Annotated in this window: 14 protein-coding genes; 8 read left to right on the top strand and 6 right to left on the bottom strand. The window is 70.5% G+C overall.

The window, feature by feature from the left end:
• Positions 1 to 9: 9 nt before the first annotated feature.
• Genes G6N37_RS12840 through G6N37_RS12825 form a run of 4 tightly spaced genes read right to left on the bottom strand, consistent with a single transcriptional unit; the run spans position 10 to position 3,318 of the window.
• The gene (locus G6N37_RS12840; protein WP_163680812.1) at positions 10 to 408 is read right to left on the bottom strand and encodes a Zn-ribbon domain-containing OB-fold protein; all 399 of its coding nucleotides are present in this window, start codon (positions 406 to 408) and stop codon (positions 10 to 12) included.
• Positions 408 to 953: an FAS1-like dehydratase domain-containing protein gene (locus G6N37_RS12835; RefSeq protein ID WP_163680809.1), complete on the bottom strand. Its 546-nt coding sequence runs from the start codon at positions 951 to 953 to the stop codon at positions 408 to 410. Before G6N37_RS12835 ends, G6N37_RS12840 begins: the two co-directional genes overlap by 1 nt.
• 15 nt (positions 954 to 968) lie before the next feature.
• Positions 969 to 2,156, bottom strand: coding sequence for an acyl-CoA dehydrogenase family protein (locus tag G6N37_RS12830; RefSeq protein WP_163680806.1), 1,188 nt, complete (start codon positions 2,154 to 2,156; stop codon positions 969 to 971).
• 4 nt (positions 2,157 to 2,160) lie between these two features.
• Positions 2,161 to 3,318 (bottom strand): cytochrome P450, encoded by a 1,158-nt coding sequence (locus tag G6N37_RS12825; protein WP_163684988.1) that lies wholly within the window; start codon positions 3,316 to 3,318, stop codon positions 2,161 to 2,163.
• Between the two features lie 227 nt (positions 3,319 to 3,545).
• Here G6N37_RS12825 and G6N37_RS12820 point away from each other — a divergent pair, with 227 nt between their 5' ends.
• The 5 genes from G6N37_RS12820 to G6N37_RS12800 all read left to right on the top strand — a co-directional run bounded on the left by G6N37_RS12820 (position 3,546) and on the right by G6N37_RS12800 (position 11,172).
• A complete protein-coding gene (locus G6N37_RS12820) occupies positions 3,546 to 5,015 on the top strand; it encodes an aldehyde dehydrogenase family protein (RefSeq protein WP_163680804.1) in 1,470 nt (489 codons plus the stop codon).
• A complete protein-coding gene (locus tag G6N37_RS12815; protein ID WP_163680802.1) occupies positions 5,012 to 7,318 on the top strand; it encodes a CaiB/BaiF CoA transferase family protein in 2,307 nt (768 codons plus the stop codon). Before G6N37_RS12820 ends, G6N37_RS12815 begins: the two co-directional genes overlap by 4 nt.
• Positions 7,319 to 7,364: 46 nt before the next feature.
• The gene (locus G6N37_RS12810; RefSeq protein WP_163680799.1) at positions 7,365 to 8,273 is read left to right on the top strand and encodes an alpha/beta fold hydrolase; all 909 of its coding nucleotides are present in this window, start codon (positions 7,365 to 7,367) and stop codon (positions 8,271 to 8,273) included.
• Positions 8,274 to 8,301: 28 nt separating this feature from the next.
• Entirely contained in the window at positions 8,302 to 9,723 is a 1,422-nt protein-coding gene (locus G6N37_RS12805; RefSeq protein WP_163680796.1) for an acyl-CoA synthetase, read from the top strand.
• A 153-nt stretch (positions 9,724 to 9,876) separates the two neighbouring features.
• On the top strand, positions 9,877 to 11,172 hold the full coding sequence (locus G6N37_RS12800) for an MFS transporter (RefSeq protein ID WP_167527430.1): 1,296 nt from the start codon (positions 9,877 to 9,879) through the stop codon (positions 11,170 to 11,172).
• Between the two features lie 6 nt (positions 11,173 to 11,178).
• Here G6N37_RS12800 and dapD read toward each other — a convergent pair whose 3' ends face one another.
• Positions 11,179 to 12,132 carry a 2,3,4,5-tetrahydropyridine-2,6-dicarboxylate N-succinyltransferase gene (gene dapD, locus G6N37_RS12795; protein WP_163684986.1) on the bottom strand — a complete coding sequence of 318 codons (954 nt, stop codon included), beginning with the start codon at positions 12,130 to 12,132 and terminating at the stop codon, positions 11,179 to 11,181.
• Positions 12,133 to 12,168: 36 nt separating this feature from the next.
• Between dapD and dapE the strand changes: the two genes are divergently transcribed.
• Positions 12,169 to 13,233 carry a succinyl-diaminopimelate desuccinylase gene (gene dapE / locus G6N37_RS12790; protein ID WP_163680790.1) on the top strand — a complete coding sequence of 355 codons (1,065 nt, stop codon included), beginning with the start codon at positions 12,169 to 12,171 and terminating at the stop codon, positions 13,231 to 13,233.
• A 10-nt stretch (positions 13,234 to 13,243) separates the two neighbouring features.
• Here dapE and G6N37_RS12785 read toward each other — a convergent pair whose 3' ends face one another.
• Positions 13,244 to 15,355 carry an AAA family ATPase gene (locus G6N37_RS12785; RefSeq protein WP_167527380.1) on the bottom strand — a complete coding sequence of 704 codons (2,112 nt, stop codon included), beginning with the start codon at positions 15,353 to 15,355 and terminating at the stop codon, positions 13,244 to 13,246.
• A gap of 60 nt (positions 15,356 to 15,415) precedes the next feature.
• Between G6N37_RS12785 and G6N37_RS12780 the strand changes: the two genes are divergently transcribed.
• Entirely contained in the window at positions 15,416 to 15,979 is a 564-nt protein-coding gene (locus G6N37_RS12780) for an LOG family protein (protein WP_163680788.1), read from the top strand.
• A gap of 69 nt (positions 15,980 to 16,048) precedes the next feature.
• A complete protein-coding gene (fadD6, locus tag G6N37_RS12775; RefSeq protein WP_163680784.1) occupies positions 16,049 to 17,833 on the top strand; it encodes a long-chain-acyl-CoA synthetase FadD6 in 1,785 nt (594 codons plus the stop codon).
• Positions 17,834 to 17,881 lie beyond the last annotated feature (48 nt).

Below are 17,881 nucleotides of genomic sequence, written 5' to 3'. Positions count from 1 at the left end.
GAGCCCCGCCTAGCTGCCCGGCCGGAACTGGTGCAGCACCAGGTCGTTATCGAAACGCTGGTAGTACACCTCGACCGGCATGCCGGTGGCCACGTCGGCCGGGTCGATGCCGGTCAGGTTGGACACCAGCCGCACGCCCTCGTCGAGTTCCACCAGCACGACCACGTAGGGATACTCGAAGAACGGAAACTTCGGCTCGTGCGGCATCACGTAGCTGTAGACGGTGCCGCGGCCCGACGACTCGACGGTGTCCCAGTCCAGGGAGCGGCAGTGCGGGCACATCGGGCGGGGCGGGTGGCGCAGCTGCCCGCATCCACCGCAGCGCTGGATCAGGAGCTTGTTGTCCCGCAATCCGTTCCAGAAGAACTCGGTGTCCTTGGTGATGGCAGGCGCCAGCCGGGTCGCCATCAGCGCTCCGGCCTGAATCGCAACACCCGGAATCGCTGCCTTCCCAGGACCTCGCCGTTCTGGGCGGTGTAGGTCGTCAGCCAGGTCAGGAAGAAGCCGGTGCCCAGCGCCGTCTTCTTCTCCTCGGAGACCGATTCGTACACCGTCGTCGCGCTGATGACGTCGCCCAGTCGTGGGTAGCGCTCGATCTCGAACTCGGAGTTGGTCGCGACTGTGCTGGTGTAGCCGGCCTCGTCGAGGAATGCCGTGGGATTGCTCTTGATTTCGACGGGCGCGCCACCGCGCTCGCCGATGCCCTCCAGGATCGGCGACGGCATCGTCCAGGTCTGCAGCATCACCGGCGGCGACACGATGCCGCCGAACCGCGACTTCTCCGCGAACTCCGGGTCGAGGTAGACGGGGTTCATGTCGGCCATCGCGTACGCCCAGTGCCGGATCATCGGCTGGTTCACCGGATCCGGGGCCAGCGAGGGCTTTCCGGTGCCGCCGGTCGGCTGGCCGACGAGGGCGCGCACCTTGGCGCTGACGGTTTCTGAGTCGGTCACGGTAAGGCTGTCCTCCTATTGTGCGGTGGCGCGAAGGTCGCGGGGAGCCCGTGGCATGCCCAATCCGGCCATGGCGATGATGTCACGCTGAATCTCGTTGGCGCCGCCACCGAAGGTGTTGATGACCGCCTGGCGGTACGCGGTCTCCAGCGCGCCGCGCAGGGGCGCGTCGGCGCCGCGGCGCACGCCGTTGCCATCGAGCACCTCGAGCAGTTGGCGGGCGACCTGCTGGGTCAGCTCGGTGCCGAAGACCTTGGCCGCCGAGGCTTCCCCCATGTTCAGCGCGCCCTTGGTCATCGCGGCGTTGACCCGCAGGTTGACCAGTTTGTAGGCGGCGACCTGGGCCTCGACCCGGGCCAGTGCCAGCTGCACCCACGGCTGGTCGATGACGCGGCCGCCGTCGAGTTCGGTGCCGGTGGCCCACTGCAGCGTGCGCTCGAACAGCGGTTCCAGCGCGCCGAGGTTGCCCAGGGCCGCCCGCTCGAAGTTCAGCTGGGTGGTGATCAGCTGCCAGCCCTGGTTCTCGCCGCCCACCAGCGCACTGGCCGGCACCCGCACGTTGTCGTAGAAGGTGTAGAAGGTGGAGATGCCCGGCATGGTGTGCAGCGGCTGCCAGGAGAACCCGGGCGACGAAGTGGGCACGATGAGGATGGAAATGCCCTTGTGCTTCTTGGCATTCGGATCGGTGCGGGCGGCCAGCCAGATGTAATCGGCGTATGCCGCCCCGCTGGTGAACATCTTCTGCCCGTTGATGACGTACTCGTCGCCGTCGCGCACCGCGGTGGTACGCACCGATGCGAGGTCGCTACCCGCCTCGGGTTCGGAGTAGCCGATCGCGAATTCGACGCTGCCGTCCAAAATCGCGGGCAGGAACTTCTGCTTCTGTTCCTCGGTGCCGCACTGCATCAGTGTCGGACCGACCGTGTTGAGCGTCACCAGCGGGATCGGGGCGTTGACGCGCCGCGCCTCCTCGGAGAAGATGAACTGCTCGATCGCCGAGAATCCTTGCCCCCCATACTCTTTGGGCCATCCGACGCCGAGCAGGTTGGCCTCGGCCAGGGCGCGCACGCAATCCCGCACCGCCGGCCCGCCCTCGATGTTCTCGCCGATCGCGGCGACACGCTCCGGGGTCATCACCTGTTCCAGGCTCGCGCGGATCTCGGCGCGCAGCTGCTGCTGCTCGGGTGAGTACTCCAGGTCCATCGACTCAGGCCCCCAGCCGCACCGGCATGCGCTTGACCCCGGGCACCATGGTGGCGCGCATCCGGTCCACCGAACCCACCAGCTCGAGCCTGGGGAAGCGGCGCAGCAGCTCGTCGAACATCACGCATGCCTCCAGCCGCGCCAATTGCGCACCGACGCAGGAATGTTCGCCACAGCCGAAGGCGATGTGCGGGTTGGGGTGCCGGGTCACCTTGAACTCCTCGGCGTCGGCGCCGAAGATGTCTTCGTCGCGGTTGGCCGATCCGTACAGCATCACCACCACGTCCCCCTCGGCGATCCGCTGACCGCGGATCTCCACGTCGGCCGTCGCCGTGCGCGCCATGTGCACCACCGGACTGTTCCAGCGCAACATTTCCTCGACGGCGCCCGGGATCAGCGCGGGATCGTCGACCAGCAGGCGGCATTGGTCGGGGTGGGCGATCAGCGCCAGCGTGCCCAGCGCGATCAGGTTGCGGGTGGTTTCGTTGCCGGCCACCAGCAGCAGGTAGGCGAAATTGAGCAGGTCCTCGTCGGTCAGCCGGACACCGTCGATCTCCGCGCCCGCCAGCACCGACAACAGGTCGTCGCGCGGGTCCACGCGCCTGGCGGCGATCAACTTCTGGAAATACTCGTACAGCTGCCCCATGGCGACCAACGGGTCGAGTTCGATCTCCGGGTCGGCGCTTCCGGTGGCCGCGTCCGACCACGCCCGGAACTGCTCCCAGTCGTCCGGCGGGGCGCCGATGAGCTCGGCGATCATCCGGGTGGGCAACGGAGCGGCGATCTCATCGGCGAACTCGTGTACGGAATCGGGTTCGATGCCGTCGAGGATTCCCCGCACGATCTCGCGGATCTTCGGTTCGAGGACGGCCACCCGCCGCCGGGTGAACCCCGAGTTGATCAGCTTGCGCAACTGCCGGTGCCGCGGCGGGTCGGTGAAGATGAGGCTGCCCGGCTGGACCGGGCTCGGCTGTTGCGGGTCGGGGATGGTGATGCCCCGGGTCGACGAGAACTGGGCCGGGTTGCTCGACACGAAGCGGATGTCCTCGTACTTCAGCAGCGCCCAGAAGTTGGTGACCTCGTTCCAGCACACCGGCGCCGTCGCGCGCAGCTCGCGGTACACCGGGTACGGATCGCCCGCATAGAAGTCGGGGGAGTGCAACAGAGAAGCGGGCAAAGCGGTCCGCACGGCGGCCTCCCTGGACAGGCAATCCGACACATTGACGCAATGTGTCTTGCGGCCTTGTGTCTACCCCGCGTGCCCCACCCCTGTCAATACCGGCGCGAAACGCGAAAATAGCGGGCAATTCGCGCGATTAGTGATTGACGGCAGGGGGGCATGGGTGTACACCAAGTGGTTGTATGACCGACGTTCGGGTGAGGAAGCGCATGACCGAGCTGCAAACTCCGGGATCTCTTGTCGACACCTATGAGCTCTACATCGATGGCAGGTGGGTCGAGCCGGAGGACGGTCGTTACGACGACATCAACCCGGCCACCGAGCAGTCCATCGGCACCGCGCCCGACGCGAGTGTCGCCCAGGTCGGCGCGGCGATCGACGCCGCGCGCCGGGCCTTCGACGCCGGGCCATGGGGCCGCATGGGTCCCGACGAGCGGGCCGGCTGCCTCAACCAGCTCGGTGATGCCCTGCTCAAGCACGCCGACGAGATCTTCGCGCTGTCACAGGTCGAATGGGGCTGCGTCGCCAACGAGCGGATGATGCAAATCGACGGCGCCGGGTACATGTCCATGCATGCCGCCCAGCTCGCCACCAAGCTGATCGAGGAGCCGGTCACCGGGATCGGTGCCGGAACGACTGTGCTGCGCCGCGAGCCGCTCGGTGTCGTGTCGATCCTGACGCCGTGGAACTTCCCGCACTGCCTCAACGTCATGAAGGCGAACAACGCGCTGGCTGCGGGCAACACCGTGGTGCTCAAGCCCTCGCCGCTGACGCCGCTGGCCGGGTTGGCCCTCGCGCGCATCATCGACGAGGAGACCGACATCCCGCCGGGCGTCGTCAACGTCGTCACGCCCTCGGGCCTCGAGGCCGCCAAACTGCTCACGACGGATCCGCGCATCGACATGATCAGCTTCACCGGCAGTTCCGCCGTCGGGTGTGAGGTCATGCGGGCCGCGGGCGACGCCATGAAGCGGCTGTTGCTGGAGTGCGGCGGCAAGTCGGCAAGCATCATTCTCGACGACACGCAGGTGACCGACGACATGCTGCAGCAGATGCTGTTCGACTGCTGCTCGTTGCACGCCGGGCAGGCCTGCATCCTGCACAGCCGGCTGCTGCTCCCCGACTCGTTGCACGACGACGTCGTCGACCGGCTCGTCGCGCTGGCCCGCGACGTCAAGGTCGGCGACCCCACGGACCCGACGGTGCAAATGGGCCCGCTGATCAGCGCGGCGCAACGCGAGCGCGTGCAGGCACACGTCGACGGCGCGGTCCACGACGGAGCGGTGCTGGCAACGGGCGGCGGCCGCCCGGCCGACTTGGACGTCGGCTACTACTTCGAACCGACGATTCTCACCGGTGTGCAACCGGATTCGGCGATCGCGCAGGAGGAAGTGTTCGGGCCGGTGCTGTCGGTGCTGCGCTACCGCGACGACGAGGACGCCGTCGCGATCGCGAACAACTCGTGCTACGGGCTCTCGGGCGCCGTGTGGGGCGCCGACGTGGACCGCGCGCTCGCGGTCGCGCGGCGGATGCGCACGGGCCAGGTCGCCGTCAACGGCATCGGGCCGGGCGACGCGCCGTTCGGCGGGTTCAAGCTGAGCGGGTTCGGCCGGGAGAGCGGCGGGATCAGTGGCCTGTACCAGTACATGGAGGTGAAGGCCATCGGGATCCCGGCATGACGGGACCCCTCGCCGGGCTCCACGTCGTCGAAATCGCCAACGAGATCTCAGGTTCTTACGCCGCAAAGCTTTTCGTCGACCTCGGCGCCGAGGTCACCAAGATCGAGCCGCCCGCCGGAGATGCCCTGCGCCGGTGGGGCCCGTTTCCCGGCGGAGTTCCCGACCCGCAACGCAGCGGCTTGTTCGCGTACCTCAACGCCGGAAAGCGCTGCGTTACAGTCAATCTCACCCAGCCAGCCGGCCTGACGGAAGCCCGCGAGCTCATCGCGGCGGCGCACGTGCTCATCGAGGACTTCGTGCCCGGAACGCTGGACCGCTGGGCGCTGGGCCCGGACGACTTGGGGCGGCTGAACCCAAATCTGGTGTTAATCCGCATCTCTGGATTCGGCCAGCGCGGGCCCTGGCGGCACCGGCCGGTCACCCCCCTGACCGCGCAGGCGGCATCGGGCTGGATCAGCGCCCGGGATCCGGACCGCCCGCCGGTACAGGTCGGCGCCCGCATCTCCGAATACGTCGCGGGCGGGTACGCAGCCCTGGGCGCGCTGACCGCGTTGCGGATGCCGCCAACCGGCCGGGTCCGAGAGGTCGACGTCTCCCAGGTGGAGGCGCTGCTGTCGACGCTGCCCTACCCGATGCTGATGGCGCGCCGGATGCAACACCTCGGCCTGCCCGCGAACCTGCGCTCGGCCCCCATGCTTGGCGTCGTCCGGGCCGCCGACGGCTGGGTGGGCATCAACTGCCTGACAGGCCAGCACTGGCTGGACGTGTGCGCGATGCTCGGACTGCCCGAGTACGGCGAGCATCAGATCGCGATCATGATGGGCGGCCCCGAGCGCGACGAGTTCTTCGGCAAGGCGGAGCCAGTGCTGTCCCAGCAGACCGTCGAAGAGATCGTGGAACTGGCTCAGGCGCTGCGCATTCCGGCCGCCCCGGTCAACGACGGGGCCACCGTGCTCGACTGCCCGCAGTACGCCGAGCGCGGGTTCTTCGTGCAATCCGGCGGGCCCGGTTGGTCGTTTCGGCGACCCGGCCCGCCGTTCCGATTCTCGAAAACGCCTGTCCCGCAACCCGGGCCGGCGTCCCCGCTGGGTATGTCGCCCGGACCGTGGGCGGCCGATGCCCGACCGCTTTGCACAACCGAAGGGCCGCTGCCCTTCGCCGGCTTGCGGGTTCTCGACCTGACCACGTTCTGGGCCGGCGCCTACCTGACTTGCTACCTGGGCGCGTTCGGCGCCGACATCGTGAAGATCGAATCGATCCAGCGGCCGGACGGGCACCGTTACTCGGGCGCCTTCGCCTACGAGGGCGACGACTGGTATGAACGCAGCCCCATCTGGCAGGGGACCAACCTGAACAAGCGCGACCTCACCCTCGACCTGACCTCGCCGCGGGGTCTCGACATCGCCAGGCGGTTGGCCGCCGACGCCGACGTGGTCGTGGAGAACTTCTCGCCCCGGGTGGTCGAGCAGTTCGGCCTGGACTATGACGCGCTGGCGTCGCTCAACCCCGACGTGATCGCCGTGCGGATGCCCGGATACGGCCTGCAGGGGCCGTGGCGCGACTACGTCGGCTGGGCGCTGAACTTCGAGCAGACCTCGGGAATGTCGGCGGCCACCGGCTACCCCGACGGCCCGCCGTGCAACCCGCAGGGGCCAGCCGATCCCATCGTCGGCGTGCACGCGGCGGTGGCGCTGCTGGCCGCCCTCGAGCACCGACGCCGAACGGGGGAGGGCCAGCTGATCGAGATCGCGCAGATCGAGGTCGCGGCGTGCGTGGCCGCCGAACCGGTGATCGAGTATTCGATGACCGGCGTCGTGCCCCCGCGCCGGGGCAACCGGCAGCGCGGCTACCTGCAAGGCGTCTACCCGACCGCCGACGACGGCGGATGGGTCGCATTGTCGCTGCCCGACGACGGGCACCTTGACCACGACGTGTTCGACGAGCTGGTCACGGGGTGGACCCGCACCCAGACCGCATCAGCGATCGTCAAAGCCCTTCAGGAACAAGGTATCCCGGCCGAGCAGGTGATCACCGGCGAGCAGATGTACGACGGCGACCTGATCGGGGGCCAGCTCGACGCGCGCGGTTACTACGAGGAGTTCGTGCACCCGATCACCGGGCCGCACCGCTATCCCGGCTGGCCGTTTCGCATCACGCCCGGGCCGGCCCGCCACCACCGGACCGCCCCGCCGACGCTGGGCCAACACAACGACGAAGTCCTCGCCGGTCTGGGCCTGTCCGCCGACGAGGTCGCGAGCCTGCGGGCCGACCGGGTCATCGGGGAGCGACCGCTCAACGCCTGACCCGTGAGCCTTTGGTAAACGGCCCGTCACATGCGAGGCTGCTGGCATGGTCATCGAGATCGCCCGCCCCAAGCTCGAAGGAAACATCGCCGTCGGTGAGGACCGCCAGATCGGCTTTGCCGAATTCGGTGACCCGCAGGGGCGCGCGATGTTCTGGTTGCACGGCACACCGGGCGCCCGCCGGCAGATCCCGGTCGAGGCGCGCCTCTACGCCGAAAACCACAAGATCCGCCTGATCGGCCTGGACCGGCCCGGCATCGGTTCGTCGACGCCGCATCGGTACGAGAACATCCGGGCGTTCGGCGACGACTTGCGGACGATCGCGGACACGCTGGGCATCGACAAGCTGGCAGTCATCGGCCTGTCCGGCGGCGGCCCGTACGCGCTCGCGTCCGCCGCGGTGTTGCCCGACCGCATCGTGGCGGCCGGCGTGCTCGGCGGCGTCGCGCCTTTCCTGGGCGACGAGGGGATCACCAGTGGCCTGATGAACCTGGGCAAGCGGGTGGCGCCGCTGCTGCGACTGGGCGGCGACCCGCTGCGGATCGGCGCGAGCCTGGTGGTCCGGATGATCCGTCCGGTCGCCAATCCCGCGCTGTATCTGTATGCCGCGATATCGCCCGAGGGCGACCGGCGCCTGCTGACCCGGCCCGAGTTCGGCGCCATGTTCCTCGACGACCTGCTCAACGGCAGCCGCAAGCAACTGGCGGCCCCGTTCAACGACATCATCCTGTTCACCCGCGACTGGGGCTTCCGGCTCGACGAGGTCAAGGTCCCGGTGCGCTGGTGGCACGGCGACAGCGACCACATCGTCCCGTTCGCGCACGGCGAGCACGTCGTGTCCCTGCTGCCCGACGCCGAGCTGATCGTGCTGCCCGGCGAAAGCCACCTCGGCGGCCTGGGCCGCGGGGAGGAGATCCTCTCCACGCTGACGAAGATCTGGGACGAGCAAGGCTGACCGCGCGGCCGCCGGGTAGCCTGCTCACGTGCTGCTGGCGTCCCTGAATCCCGCGGCGGTCACCGCCACCGACATCGCCGATGCGGTGCGCATCGACGGCACCGTGCTGAGCCGCAGCGACCTGGTCGGCGCCGCCACGTCGGTGGCCGAGCGGGTCGCCGGGGCGGAACGGGTGGCGATCCTGGCCACGCCGACCGCGGCGACCGTCCTCGCGGTGACCGGTTGCCTGATCGCCGGCGTCCCGTTCGTGCCGGTGCCCGCGGACGTCGGTGCGGCCGAACGCCGGCACATGCTCACCGACTCGGGGGTGCGGGCCTGGCTCGGGCCCGTGCCGGACGAGTCGGAGGGGCTGCCGCACATCCCGGTGCGGCTGCACGCCCGGTCCTGGCACCGCTACCCCGAGCCGTCGCCGGACACCACCGCGATGATCATCTACACCTCGGGCACCACCGGCCTGCCCAAGGGGGTGGTGCTGAGCCGGCGCGCGATCGCGGCCGACCTCGACGCCCTGGCGCAGGCCTGGCAGTGGACGGCCGACGACGTGCTGGTGCACGGCCTGCCGCTGTTCCACGTGCACGGGCTGGTGCTGGGATTGCTCGGGTCGCTGCGGGTGGGAAATCGCTTCGTGCACACGGGAAGACCGACGCCGGCGGGCTACGCGCAGGCTTGTGCGGACGCCGGCGGCACGCTGTACTTCGGCGTACCCACCGTGTGGTCACGGGTGGCGGCCGACGAGGCGGCCGCCCGGGCGCTGCGTCCGGCCCGGCTGCTGGTTTCGGGCAGCGCGCCGCTGCCGGTGCCCGTGTTCGAGCGGCTGGCCCACCTCACCGGGCACGAGCCGGTCGAACGGTACGGCGCCTCCGAATCGCTGATCACCCTGTCGACCCGCGCCGACGGCGAGCGACGTGCGGGCTGGGTGGGCCTGCCCCTCACCGGCGTGGAAACCCGGCTGCTCGACGACACCGGCGCCGAGGTGCCGCACGACGGGGAAACCGTTGGGCGCCTTGAGGTTCGGGGCCCGACGATGTTCGACGGGTACCTCAACCGTCCGGAGGCCACCGCCGAGGCGTTCGACGCCGACGGCTGGTACCGCACCGGCGACGTCGCGGTCATCGACGGCGGGGGCATGCACCGCATCGTGGGCCGCGAGTCGGTCGACCTGATCAAGTCCGGCGGCTACCGGATCGGCGCCGGCGAAATCGAAACGGCGTTGCTCGGTCATCCCGGGGTGCGCGAGGTGGCGGTCGTCGGGATGCCGGACCCGGACCTGGGCCAGCGGATCGTCGCGTTCGTCGTCGGCGCGGCCGACCTGAAGGCCGACGACCTGATCGCCCACGTCGCCCAGGAGCTTTCGGTGCACAAGCGGCCACGCGAGGTGCGCCTGGTCGACGCGCTGCCCCGCAACGCGATGGGCAAGGTGCTGAAAAAGCGGCTGCTGGCCGAGGGCTGAGGCGGCCGGCCGGCCGCCACGACACGCAGCAAGTTGCCAGCTTCACGGCCGAGCGTGACCGCGGAGCTTCACCTACCGTCGTAACCGTGTATCGACCCGACGGCCACCATGAGTGAGGCGACCCAGTCCGTGGGCACCGCTGGCACCACCCCCATGCGGCGGATCGCGGCCGCCTGCCTCGTCGGCTCGGCCATCGAGTTCTACGACTTCCTGATCTACGGGACCGCGGCCGCGCTGGTCTTTCCCACGGTGTTCTTCCCGGGCCTGGGCCCGACGCTGGCCACCATCGCCTCGATGGCGACGTTCGCGACGGCGTTCCTGTCCCGCCCCTTGGGCGCGGCCGTCTTCGGCTACTTCGGGGACCGGCTGGGCCGCAAGAAGACCCTGGTCGCGACGCTGACGATCATGGGCGCGTCGACCGTGAGCGTGGGCATGGTCCCCAGCACGGCCTCGATCGGCGCCGCGGCGCCGTTGATCCTCATCGTCCTGCGGCTGTTTCAGGGGTTCGCGGTCGGCGGCGAATGGGCGGGCTCGGTGTTGCTGAGCGCCGAGTACGCCCCCGCCGGCAAACGCGGGTGGTACGGCATGTTCACCCTGCTCGGCGGCGGCACCGCCGGCATCCTCGCCAGCCTGACCTTCCTCGCCGTGAACCTCACCATGGGCGAGAACAGTCCCGCATTCATGGAGTGGGGGTGGCGGGTGCCGTTCCTGATCAGCAGCGGGCTCATCGGCATCGCCCTGTATGTGCGGCTGAACATCGACGAGACCCCGCTCTTCGTGGAGGAACAGGCCCGAGAGCTGGTGCCCAAGGCGCCGCTCGCGGAGCTCTGGCGGTTCCAGCGGCGTGAGATCGTGCTCGTCGCGGGCTGCTTCCTGGGCGGCATGGGCTTCGTCTACCTGGGCAACACCTTTCTCGTCATGTACGCCCACAACCACCTGGGTTACTCGCGGAGCTTCATCTGGGGCGTCGGCGCCCTGGGCGGGCTGACCAGCATGGTGTGCGTGTCGTTCGGAGCCTGGATGTCCGATCGGGTCGGGCGGCGCCGGGTGATGTTATGGGGGCTGGCGGCGTGCCTGCCGTGGGCGTTCGCGGTCATCCCGCTGATGGACACCGGCAAGCCGGTGTTGTACGCGGTCGCCATCCTCGGCATGTTCGCCGCCGCGGCGGTGGCCAACGGGCCCACCGGGGCCTTCGTTCCCGAGCTGTTCGCCACGCGCTACCGCTACAGCGGCGCGGCGGTGGCGATGAACCTTGCCGGTGTCCTCGGCGCCGCCGTGCCGCCGTTGATCGCCGGCACGTTGCTGGCGACGTACGGCAGCTGGGCGATCGGGCTCATGATGGCCACCCTCGCGGGGGCCAGCTTCGTCTCCGTCTACCTGCTGCCCGAAACGAAAGGCACCGCGCTGCGGGCCGCCCCGGCGGCCGAAGAAGTCCCCGCCGACAGGTAGGCGCGCTCAGTTGGCGTGCAGGTCCTCGTTGAGGGCGATGCCCTGACCGCCGCGGGCCACCACCTCGACGGCGCCGCTGACCGAATTGCGGCGGAACAGCAGGTTGTTGCCGCCGGACAGCTCGGCGGCCTTGAGCACCTGGCCGTCGGGCGTGGCGACCTTGGTGCCCGCGGTCACGTACAGGCCGGCCTCGACGACGCAGTCGTCACCCAGCGAGATGCCCAGCCCCGCGTTGGCGCCGAGCAGGCAGCGCTTGCCGATCGAAATGACCTCCGTGCCGCCGCCGGACAGCGTGCCCATGATGGACGCGCCGCCGCCGATGTCCGACCCGTCGCCCACCACCACGCCGGCCGAGATGCGGCCCTCGACCATCGACGCGCCCAGCGTGCCGGCGTTGTAGTTCACGAAGCCCTCGTGCATCACCGTCGTCCCGGGCGCCAGGTGGGCGCCGAGGCGCACCCGGTCGGCGTCGGCGATGCGCACCCCGGTGGGCACGACGTAGTCGACCATGCGGGGGAACTTGTCGATGCCGTAGACGGTCACCGGGCCGTGCCGGCGCAGCCGCGCGCGGACCGCCTCGAACCCCTCGATCGCGCACGGCCCGCGGTTAGTCCACACGACATTGGTCAATACCCCGAACAGGCCGCCGGCGTTCAGCCCATGCGGCGCCACCAACCGGTGCGACAGCAGATGCAGTCGCAGGTAGGCGTCGTAGGCGTCGGCGGCCACGTCCTCGAGCGAACCGATCACGGTGCGCACGGCGATGCTCTCGGTGCCGCGGTCGTCGTCCCGGCCGACCAGCGCGGCCAGCTCCGGAGGCACATCCGACAGGGCGAGGCGCGACGTGCCGCCGGTGCCCGACTCGGTCAGTTCCGGTGCGGGAAACCACGTGTCGAGGATCGATCCGTCGGCGGCCAGCGTCGCCAGGCCGATGCCTACAGCTCCAGTCACGGCGGTCAGGTTACTTGCCGCTCGGCAGCGGATAACCTGGGACCCGTGCTGGACTTGCGCGCGGACCCGATCGAGCTGACCGCGGCGTTGGTCGACATCCCCAGCGAATCGCGAGACGAGGCGCGCCTGGCCGACGAGGTGGAGTCCGCGCTGCGCGCCCAGACGTCCGGCTTCGAGATCGTGCGCAACGGCAACGCCGTGCTCGCGCGCACCCGGCACCGGCGGCCGTCGCGGGTGCTGCTGGCCGGACACCTGGACACCGTGCCGGTCGCGGGCAACCTGCCCAGCCGCCGGGAGAACGGCGACCTGTACGGATGCGGCGCCGCGGACATGAAATCGGGCGACGCGGTCTTCCTGCACCTGGCCGCCACCGTGGCCGAGCCGGTGCACGATCTGACGCTGGTGTTCTACGACTGCGAGGAAATCGACGCGGCGGCAAACGGTTTGGGCCGCATCGAGCGCGAGTTGCCGGACTGGCTGTCCGCCGACGTGGCCATCCTGGGCGAACCCACCGGCGGCTACATCGAAGCCGGCTGCCAGGGCACGCTGCGCGTCGTGGTCTCGGCCACCGGGACGCGCGCCCACTCGGCGCGGCCGTGGCTGGGCGACAACGCCATTCACAAGCTGGGCGCCGTGCTGGACCGGCTGGCCGCGTACTCCGCCCGCGCCGTCGACATCGACGGTTGCGAGTATCGCGAGGGCCTGTCCGCGGTGCGCATCGACGGCGGCGTCGCGGGCAACGTGATCCCCGACGCGGCGGCGGTGACGGTCAACTTCCGGTTTGCCCCCGACCGGTCGGCGACCGCCGCGCTCGAGCACGTGCACGAGGTGTTCGACGGGCTCGACGTGCGCATCGAGCAGACCGACGCCGCCGCGGGGGCCTTGCCCGGGCTGTCGCAGCCCGCGGCCAAGGCCCTGGTCGAGGCCGCCGGGGGACGGGTGCGCGCGAAGTACGGGTGGACCGACGTCGCGCGGTTCGCCGCGCTGGGCATCCCGGCGGTCAACTTCGGCCCGGGCGACCCCAACCTGGCGCACCGGCGCGACGAGAGCGTCCCGGTCGCCAACATCACCGCCGCGGTGGCCATGCTGCGCGGCTACCTCACCGGCTGACGGCGGCTGGTCAGGCCCCGCACCGCTGCGCCTGCGCGGCGGCGTCGGCCGCCGCCGCGCGCATCCCCACCGCCGCCAGGTCGTCCGACACCGCCAGCAACGCCGCCTCGTCGCGGGCCGCCAGCGCCTGCGCATGGGCGAGCGCGAGTTTTCCCGCAGCACAGTCGATTTCGGCGGTGATCCGGGACAACGGGTCGGCCGCGTGGGTGTCGCCCAGCCGCACGGCATCGTGCCACACCCGCACCGCCACCGCCCGCTGGCCGCCACGCTCGGCCATCCGGGCGGCGTCACGGGCGGCGGCCACCGCACCGGGCGCGTCGCGCATCGAGGCCAGCCGCCACGCCCGGGCGACGCCCAGCTCCGGCGCGAACAGCGCCGACTTGGTTCCGTGCCGGGATTCGGCCCGCCCCAATGTTTTTCCCGCGGCGGCGATATCGCCCTGCTGGGCCAGCGCGCTGGCCAGTAGCGTCAACGACAGCGGCCCCCACGAATAGCCGGTGCGCTCCAACGTGGCGGCCGCCGGACCCAGTAGCGCTGCCGCTCTGGCGAATTCACCGTCGGCGAGCAGCACGTGGGCCAGCAGCACCTCGCCGATCGCGCGACCCGGCTGTTGCAGCTCGGCGAAATCGGTGAACTGCTGCGCGAGTTCGCGTGCCTCGTCGAGCCGGCCCGCCATCAACAACGCGGTGGTCTGCCCCAGCCCGATCGTGAAGCGCAGCAATCCCGGATGTTCGGCGGCCAGGGCGCGCTGGGCCAGCGGCTCGACGTCGTCGAAACGCCCCTGCCGCGCGGCGCACAGCGCCGCCGCGCTGGCCGCCCAGGCCACCGCCTGGTCGTCGGCGCCCGGCGTGGCCAGCACCTCGCCCGCGACCTTCACGGCGTGCCCGACGTTGCCGGCGTTCATCGCGAACGTGGCGCTCAGCGCGTCGAGCGTGGTGCGCGCGCCCGCATCCGAGAACCGACTGCGGATGGTGCGCAAGAACGCGGTCGCCCGCTCGGGCTCGCTGAGCATCCAGAACTGGTTGGCGGCGCGCAGCAGCGCCCAGTCCATCAGGGCGGCTTCGGTCAACCCCGAGGGGTCCACGCCGGCCAGCACCGCGTCGGCCTCACGGCCGCGGCCCTGCCACGCCAGCGCGTGTGCCAGCGCCAGCCGCGCCGCCAATCCGCCGGATCGCTCCAGCGCGGAGGAGGCCAGCCGTTCGCCGAGGGCGAGGTCGCCCAGCCGCAGCGCCTGCTGCGCGGCGGCGACCACCTCGGCCGTCGGCTGCGGGGCGTCGCTGTCCAGGGACAGGGCCGCCAACCGAAGCCGGTCGCTGAGGTGCTCCGACGGGCGCCGGGACAGCAGCCGGACCACATCGGTGCGACGTTGCCGCGCGCCGTCGCCGCCGAGCGCGGCGCGCGCTCGCTCGGCGAACAGCGGGTGGGCCGTGTACACCACCGGTTCGTCCGAGGACCCGCCGCGCGCCCGCGTCTCCACCGCCCCCGAATCCGCCGCCTGCGCGACCGCATCCGCGCCGGCGAGGGCGTCGAGGTCGGCGAGCGACAGTGGCTCGGCAACGGCGAGGTAGTCCAGCACCGCACGCCCCGCGGCGGGTATTTCGCCGAGGAACGCGTCGACTTCGCCCGGTGTGGTCGTCCCGCCCGGCGCTTCGATGTCGATGCGGGGGAGCAGGTGATCGGTCCACAGCGCCGCGATGGCCTCGGGAGCCGAATCGGCGCGGCCGGTGACGATCATCCTGGCCGCACCGACCAGGGCCAGCTGGTACACCAGCGTGGCCGACAAGATGTCCAGGTCGTGGGCGTCGTCGACCACGAGCAGCAGGTCGTCACCGTCCAGCGAGGACCGGGCGGCGCGCAACAGCGCGGCCGGCTTGCCGACGTCGGCGATCTCGACGAGGTGGCTGAAGGCGCCGAAGGGAACCGCGCGTTCGGTCGGGGTGCCGGTGACCCAGCGGATACGCGTGCCGGGATGCCGGCGACCGAAGCCCTCGGCGGCCAACCGAGCCAACGTGGACTTGCCGCAGCCGTCCGGTCCGAGCACGACGGCGCCGCCCGACGACAGCGCCGCCTCCAGCCGCTCGAGAGCCGACGCGTGCTGGGGGACGTTCCATCGAACCGGCATCGCCGGAGTTTATTGCGCGCGGAGCGCCGCCCGCAGCAGGCTTGGTCTACCTTTCGTTGTATGCGCCCGGAACGCGAGCCGCCAGGCGACTGGGCGGTGTGTGTGTACTGCGCGTCCGGCCCGCAGCATCCCGAATTGCTCGCCGTCGCCACCGAACTCGGCGAGGCGATCGCCGAGCGCGGTTGGACGCTGGTGTGGGGCGGCGGCCGGGTCTCGGCGATGGGCGCGGTCGCGACCGCGGCGCGCGCCCGCGGCGGCCGGACCGTCGGCGTCATCCCCCAGATCCTGATGCGCGTCGAGATCGCCGACATCGACGCCGACGAACTGATCGTCACCGAGACCATGCACGAGCGAAAGCACGTCATGGAGGAGCGCGCCGATGCGTTCGTCGTGCTCCCCGGCGGCGTCGGCACCCTGGACGAGTTGCTGGACTCGTGGACCACGGGCTACCTCGGCCTGCACCGAAAACCCATCGTCATGCTCGATCCGCTGGGGCATTACGAGGGCCTGTGGACCTGGCTGCGCGGATTGGTCGACAGCGGGTACGTCTCGCCGCCCGCGATGGACCGGTTGTTGCTGGTCGACAAGGTGAGCGCCGCCGTGGAGGCGTGTGCGCCCGAGTGAGGGCGCCGGCGGTCCCGCCACCCCTATTAGGCTGTCCGCCGAGTTGTATACGCAGAATCGAGGGATGACGTGGCCGATCACGACGGGGGAGCGCGCACGGCGGTCAAACTGACCGATATCGCATCGCGGGCGCCGGGGCTGCTGGCCGATATGCCGGTGATCGTGCGCGGGGCGATGACCGGGCTGCTCGCCCAGCCGGGTTCGAAGAAGTCGATCGGCACGGTGTTCCAGGAACGCGCCGCCCGCTACGGCGACCGGATCTTCCTGCGGTTCGGCGACCAGCAACTGACCTACGGCGAGGCCAACGCCGCCGCCAACAGGTACGCCGCCGTGCTGGCCGCGCACGGTGTCGGCCACGGCGACGTCGTCGCGATCATGCTGCGCAACTCGCCCAACGCGGTGCTGGCCATGCTGGCCGCGGTCAAGTGCGGCGCGGTCGCGGGGATGCTCAACTACCACCAGCGCGGCGAGGTCCTGGCGCACAGCCTGGGCCTGCTGAAGGCCAAGGTGTTGATCGCGGAGACCGACCTGGTCAGCGCGGTCGCCGAGTGCGGCGGCTCGGGCGACACCGAGACCATGACGGTCGACGACCTGGAGCGATTCGCCGCCAGCGCCCCGGCCACCAACCCGGCGTCGGTGTCGGCCGTGCAGGCCAGGGACACCGCGTTCTACATCTTCACTTCCGGCACAACGGGATTCCCGAAGGCCAGCGTGATGACCCACCTGCGCTGGTTGAAGGCGCTCGCCGCGTTCGGCGGTATCGGCCTGCGGCTGAAGAGCTCCGACACCCTGTACAGCTGCCTGCCGCTGTACCACAACAACGCGCTGACCGTCGCGTTGTCGTCGGTGATCAACTCCGGGGCGACGCTGGCGCTGGGCAAGTCGTTCTCGGCGTCGAAGTTCTGGGACGAGGTGATCGCCACCGAAGCCACGGCGTTCATCTACATCGGCGAGATCTGCCGGTACCTGCTCAACCAGCCGCGCAAGGCCACCGACCGCGCGCACCGGGTGCGGGTGATCGCCGGCAACGGGCTGCGCCCCGAGATCTGGGACGAGTTCACGAATCGGTTCGACATCGGCCGGGTCTGCGAGTTCTACGCCTCCAGCGAGGGCAACACCGCGTTCATCAACATCTTCAACGTCCCCAGGACCACCGGCGTCTTCCCGATGCCGCTGGCCTACGTGGAGTACGACCCCGACACCGGGGCCCCGCTGCGCGACGACAACGGGCGGGTGCGCCGGGTCCCCCCCGGCGAGCCCGGCCTGCTGCTCAGCCCGGTCAACCGGCTGCAGCCGTTCGACGGCTATACCGATCAGGAGTCGAGCGAAAAGAAGTTGGTGCGCAACGCGTTCCGCGAGGGCGACGTCTGGTTCAACTCCGGTGACGTGATGAGCCCGCAGGGCATGGGCCACGCCGCGTTCGTCGACCGGCTCGGCGACACGTTCCGGTGGAAGGGGGAGAACGTCGCCACCACGCAGGTGGAGGCGGCGCTGGCGTCCGACGACTCGGTGGAGGAATGCACGGTTTTCGGTGTCGAGATTCCCCGCACCGGCGGCCGCGCCGGGATGGCCGCGGTCAAGCTGCGCGACGGGGCGGAGTTCGACGGCAAGTCGCTGGCCCGCGCGGTGTACGGCCAGCTGCCCGCCTACGCGTTGCCGCTGTTCGTGCGGGTGGTCGAGTCGCTGGAGCACACCACGACGTTCAAGAGCCGCAAGGTGTCGCTGCGCGAGCAGGCGTACGGACCCGACGTGCCGGATCCGTTGTACGTGCTGGCCGGCCGCGACGAGGGCTACGTGCCCTATTACGACGAATACCCCGACGAAGTGGCCGACGGGAAGCGGCCGCGGGGCTGAACGCCCGCCCAGCCGCACCTGCCGCGTTCACCGTGCGGCTGGCCGGGC

It is taken from the genome of Mycobacterium seoulense (assembly GCF_010731595.1).
GTDB classification, from domain to species: Bacteria; Actinomycetota; Actinomycetes; order Mycobacteriales; family Mycobacteriaceae; genus Mycobacterium; species Mycobacterium seoulense.
This window is presented reverse-complemented; position numbering and strand designations above follow the sequence as displayed.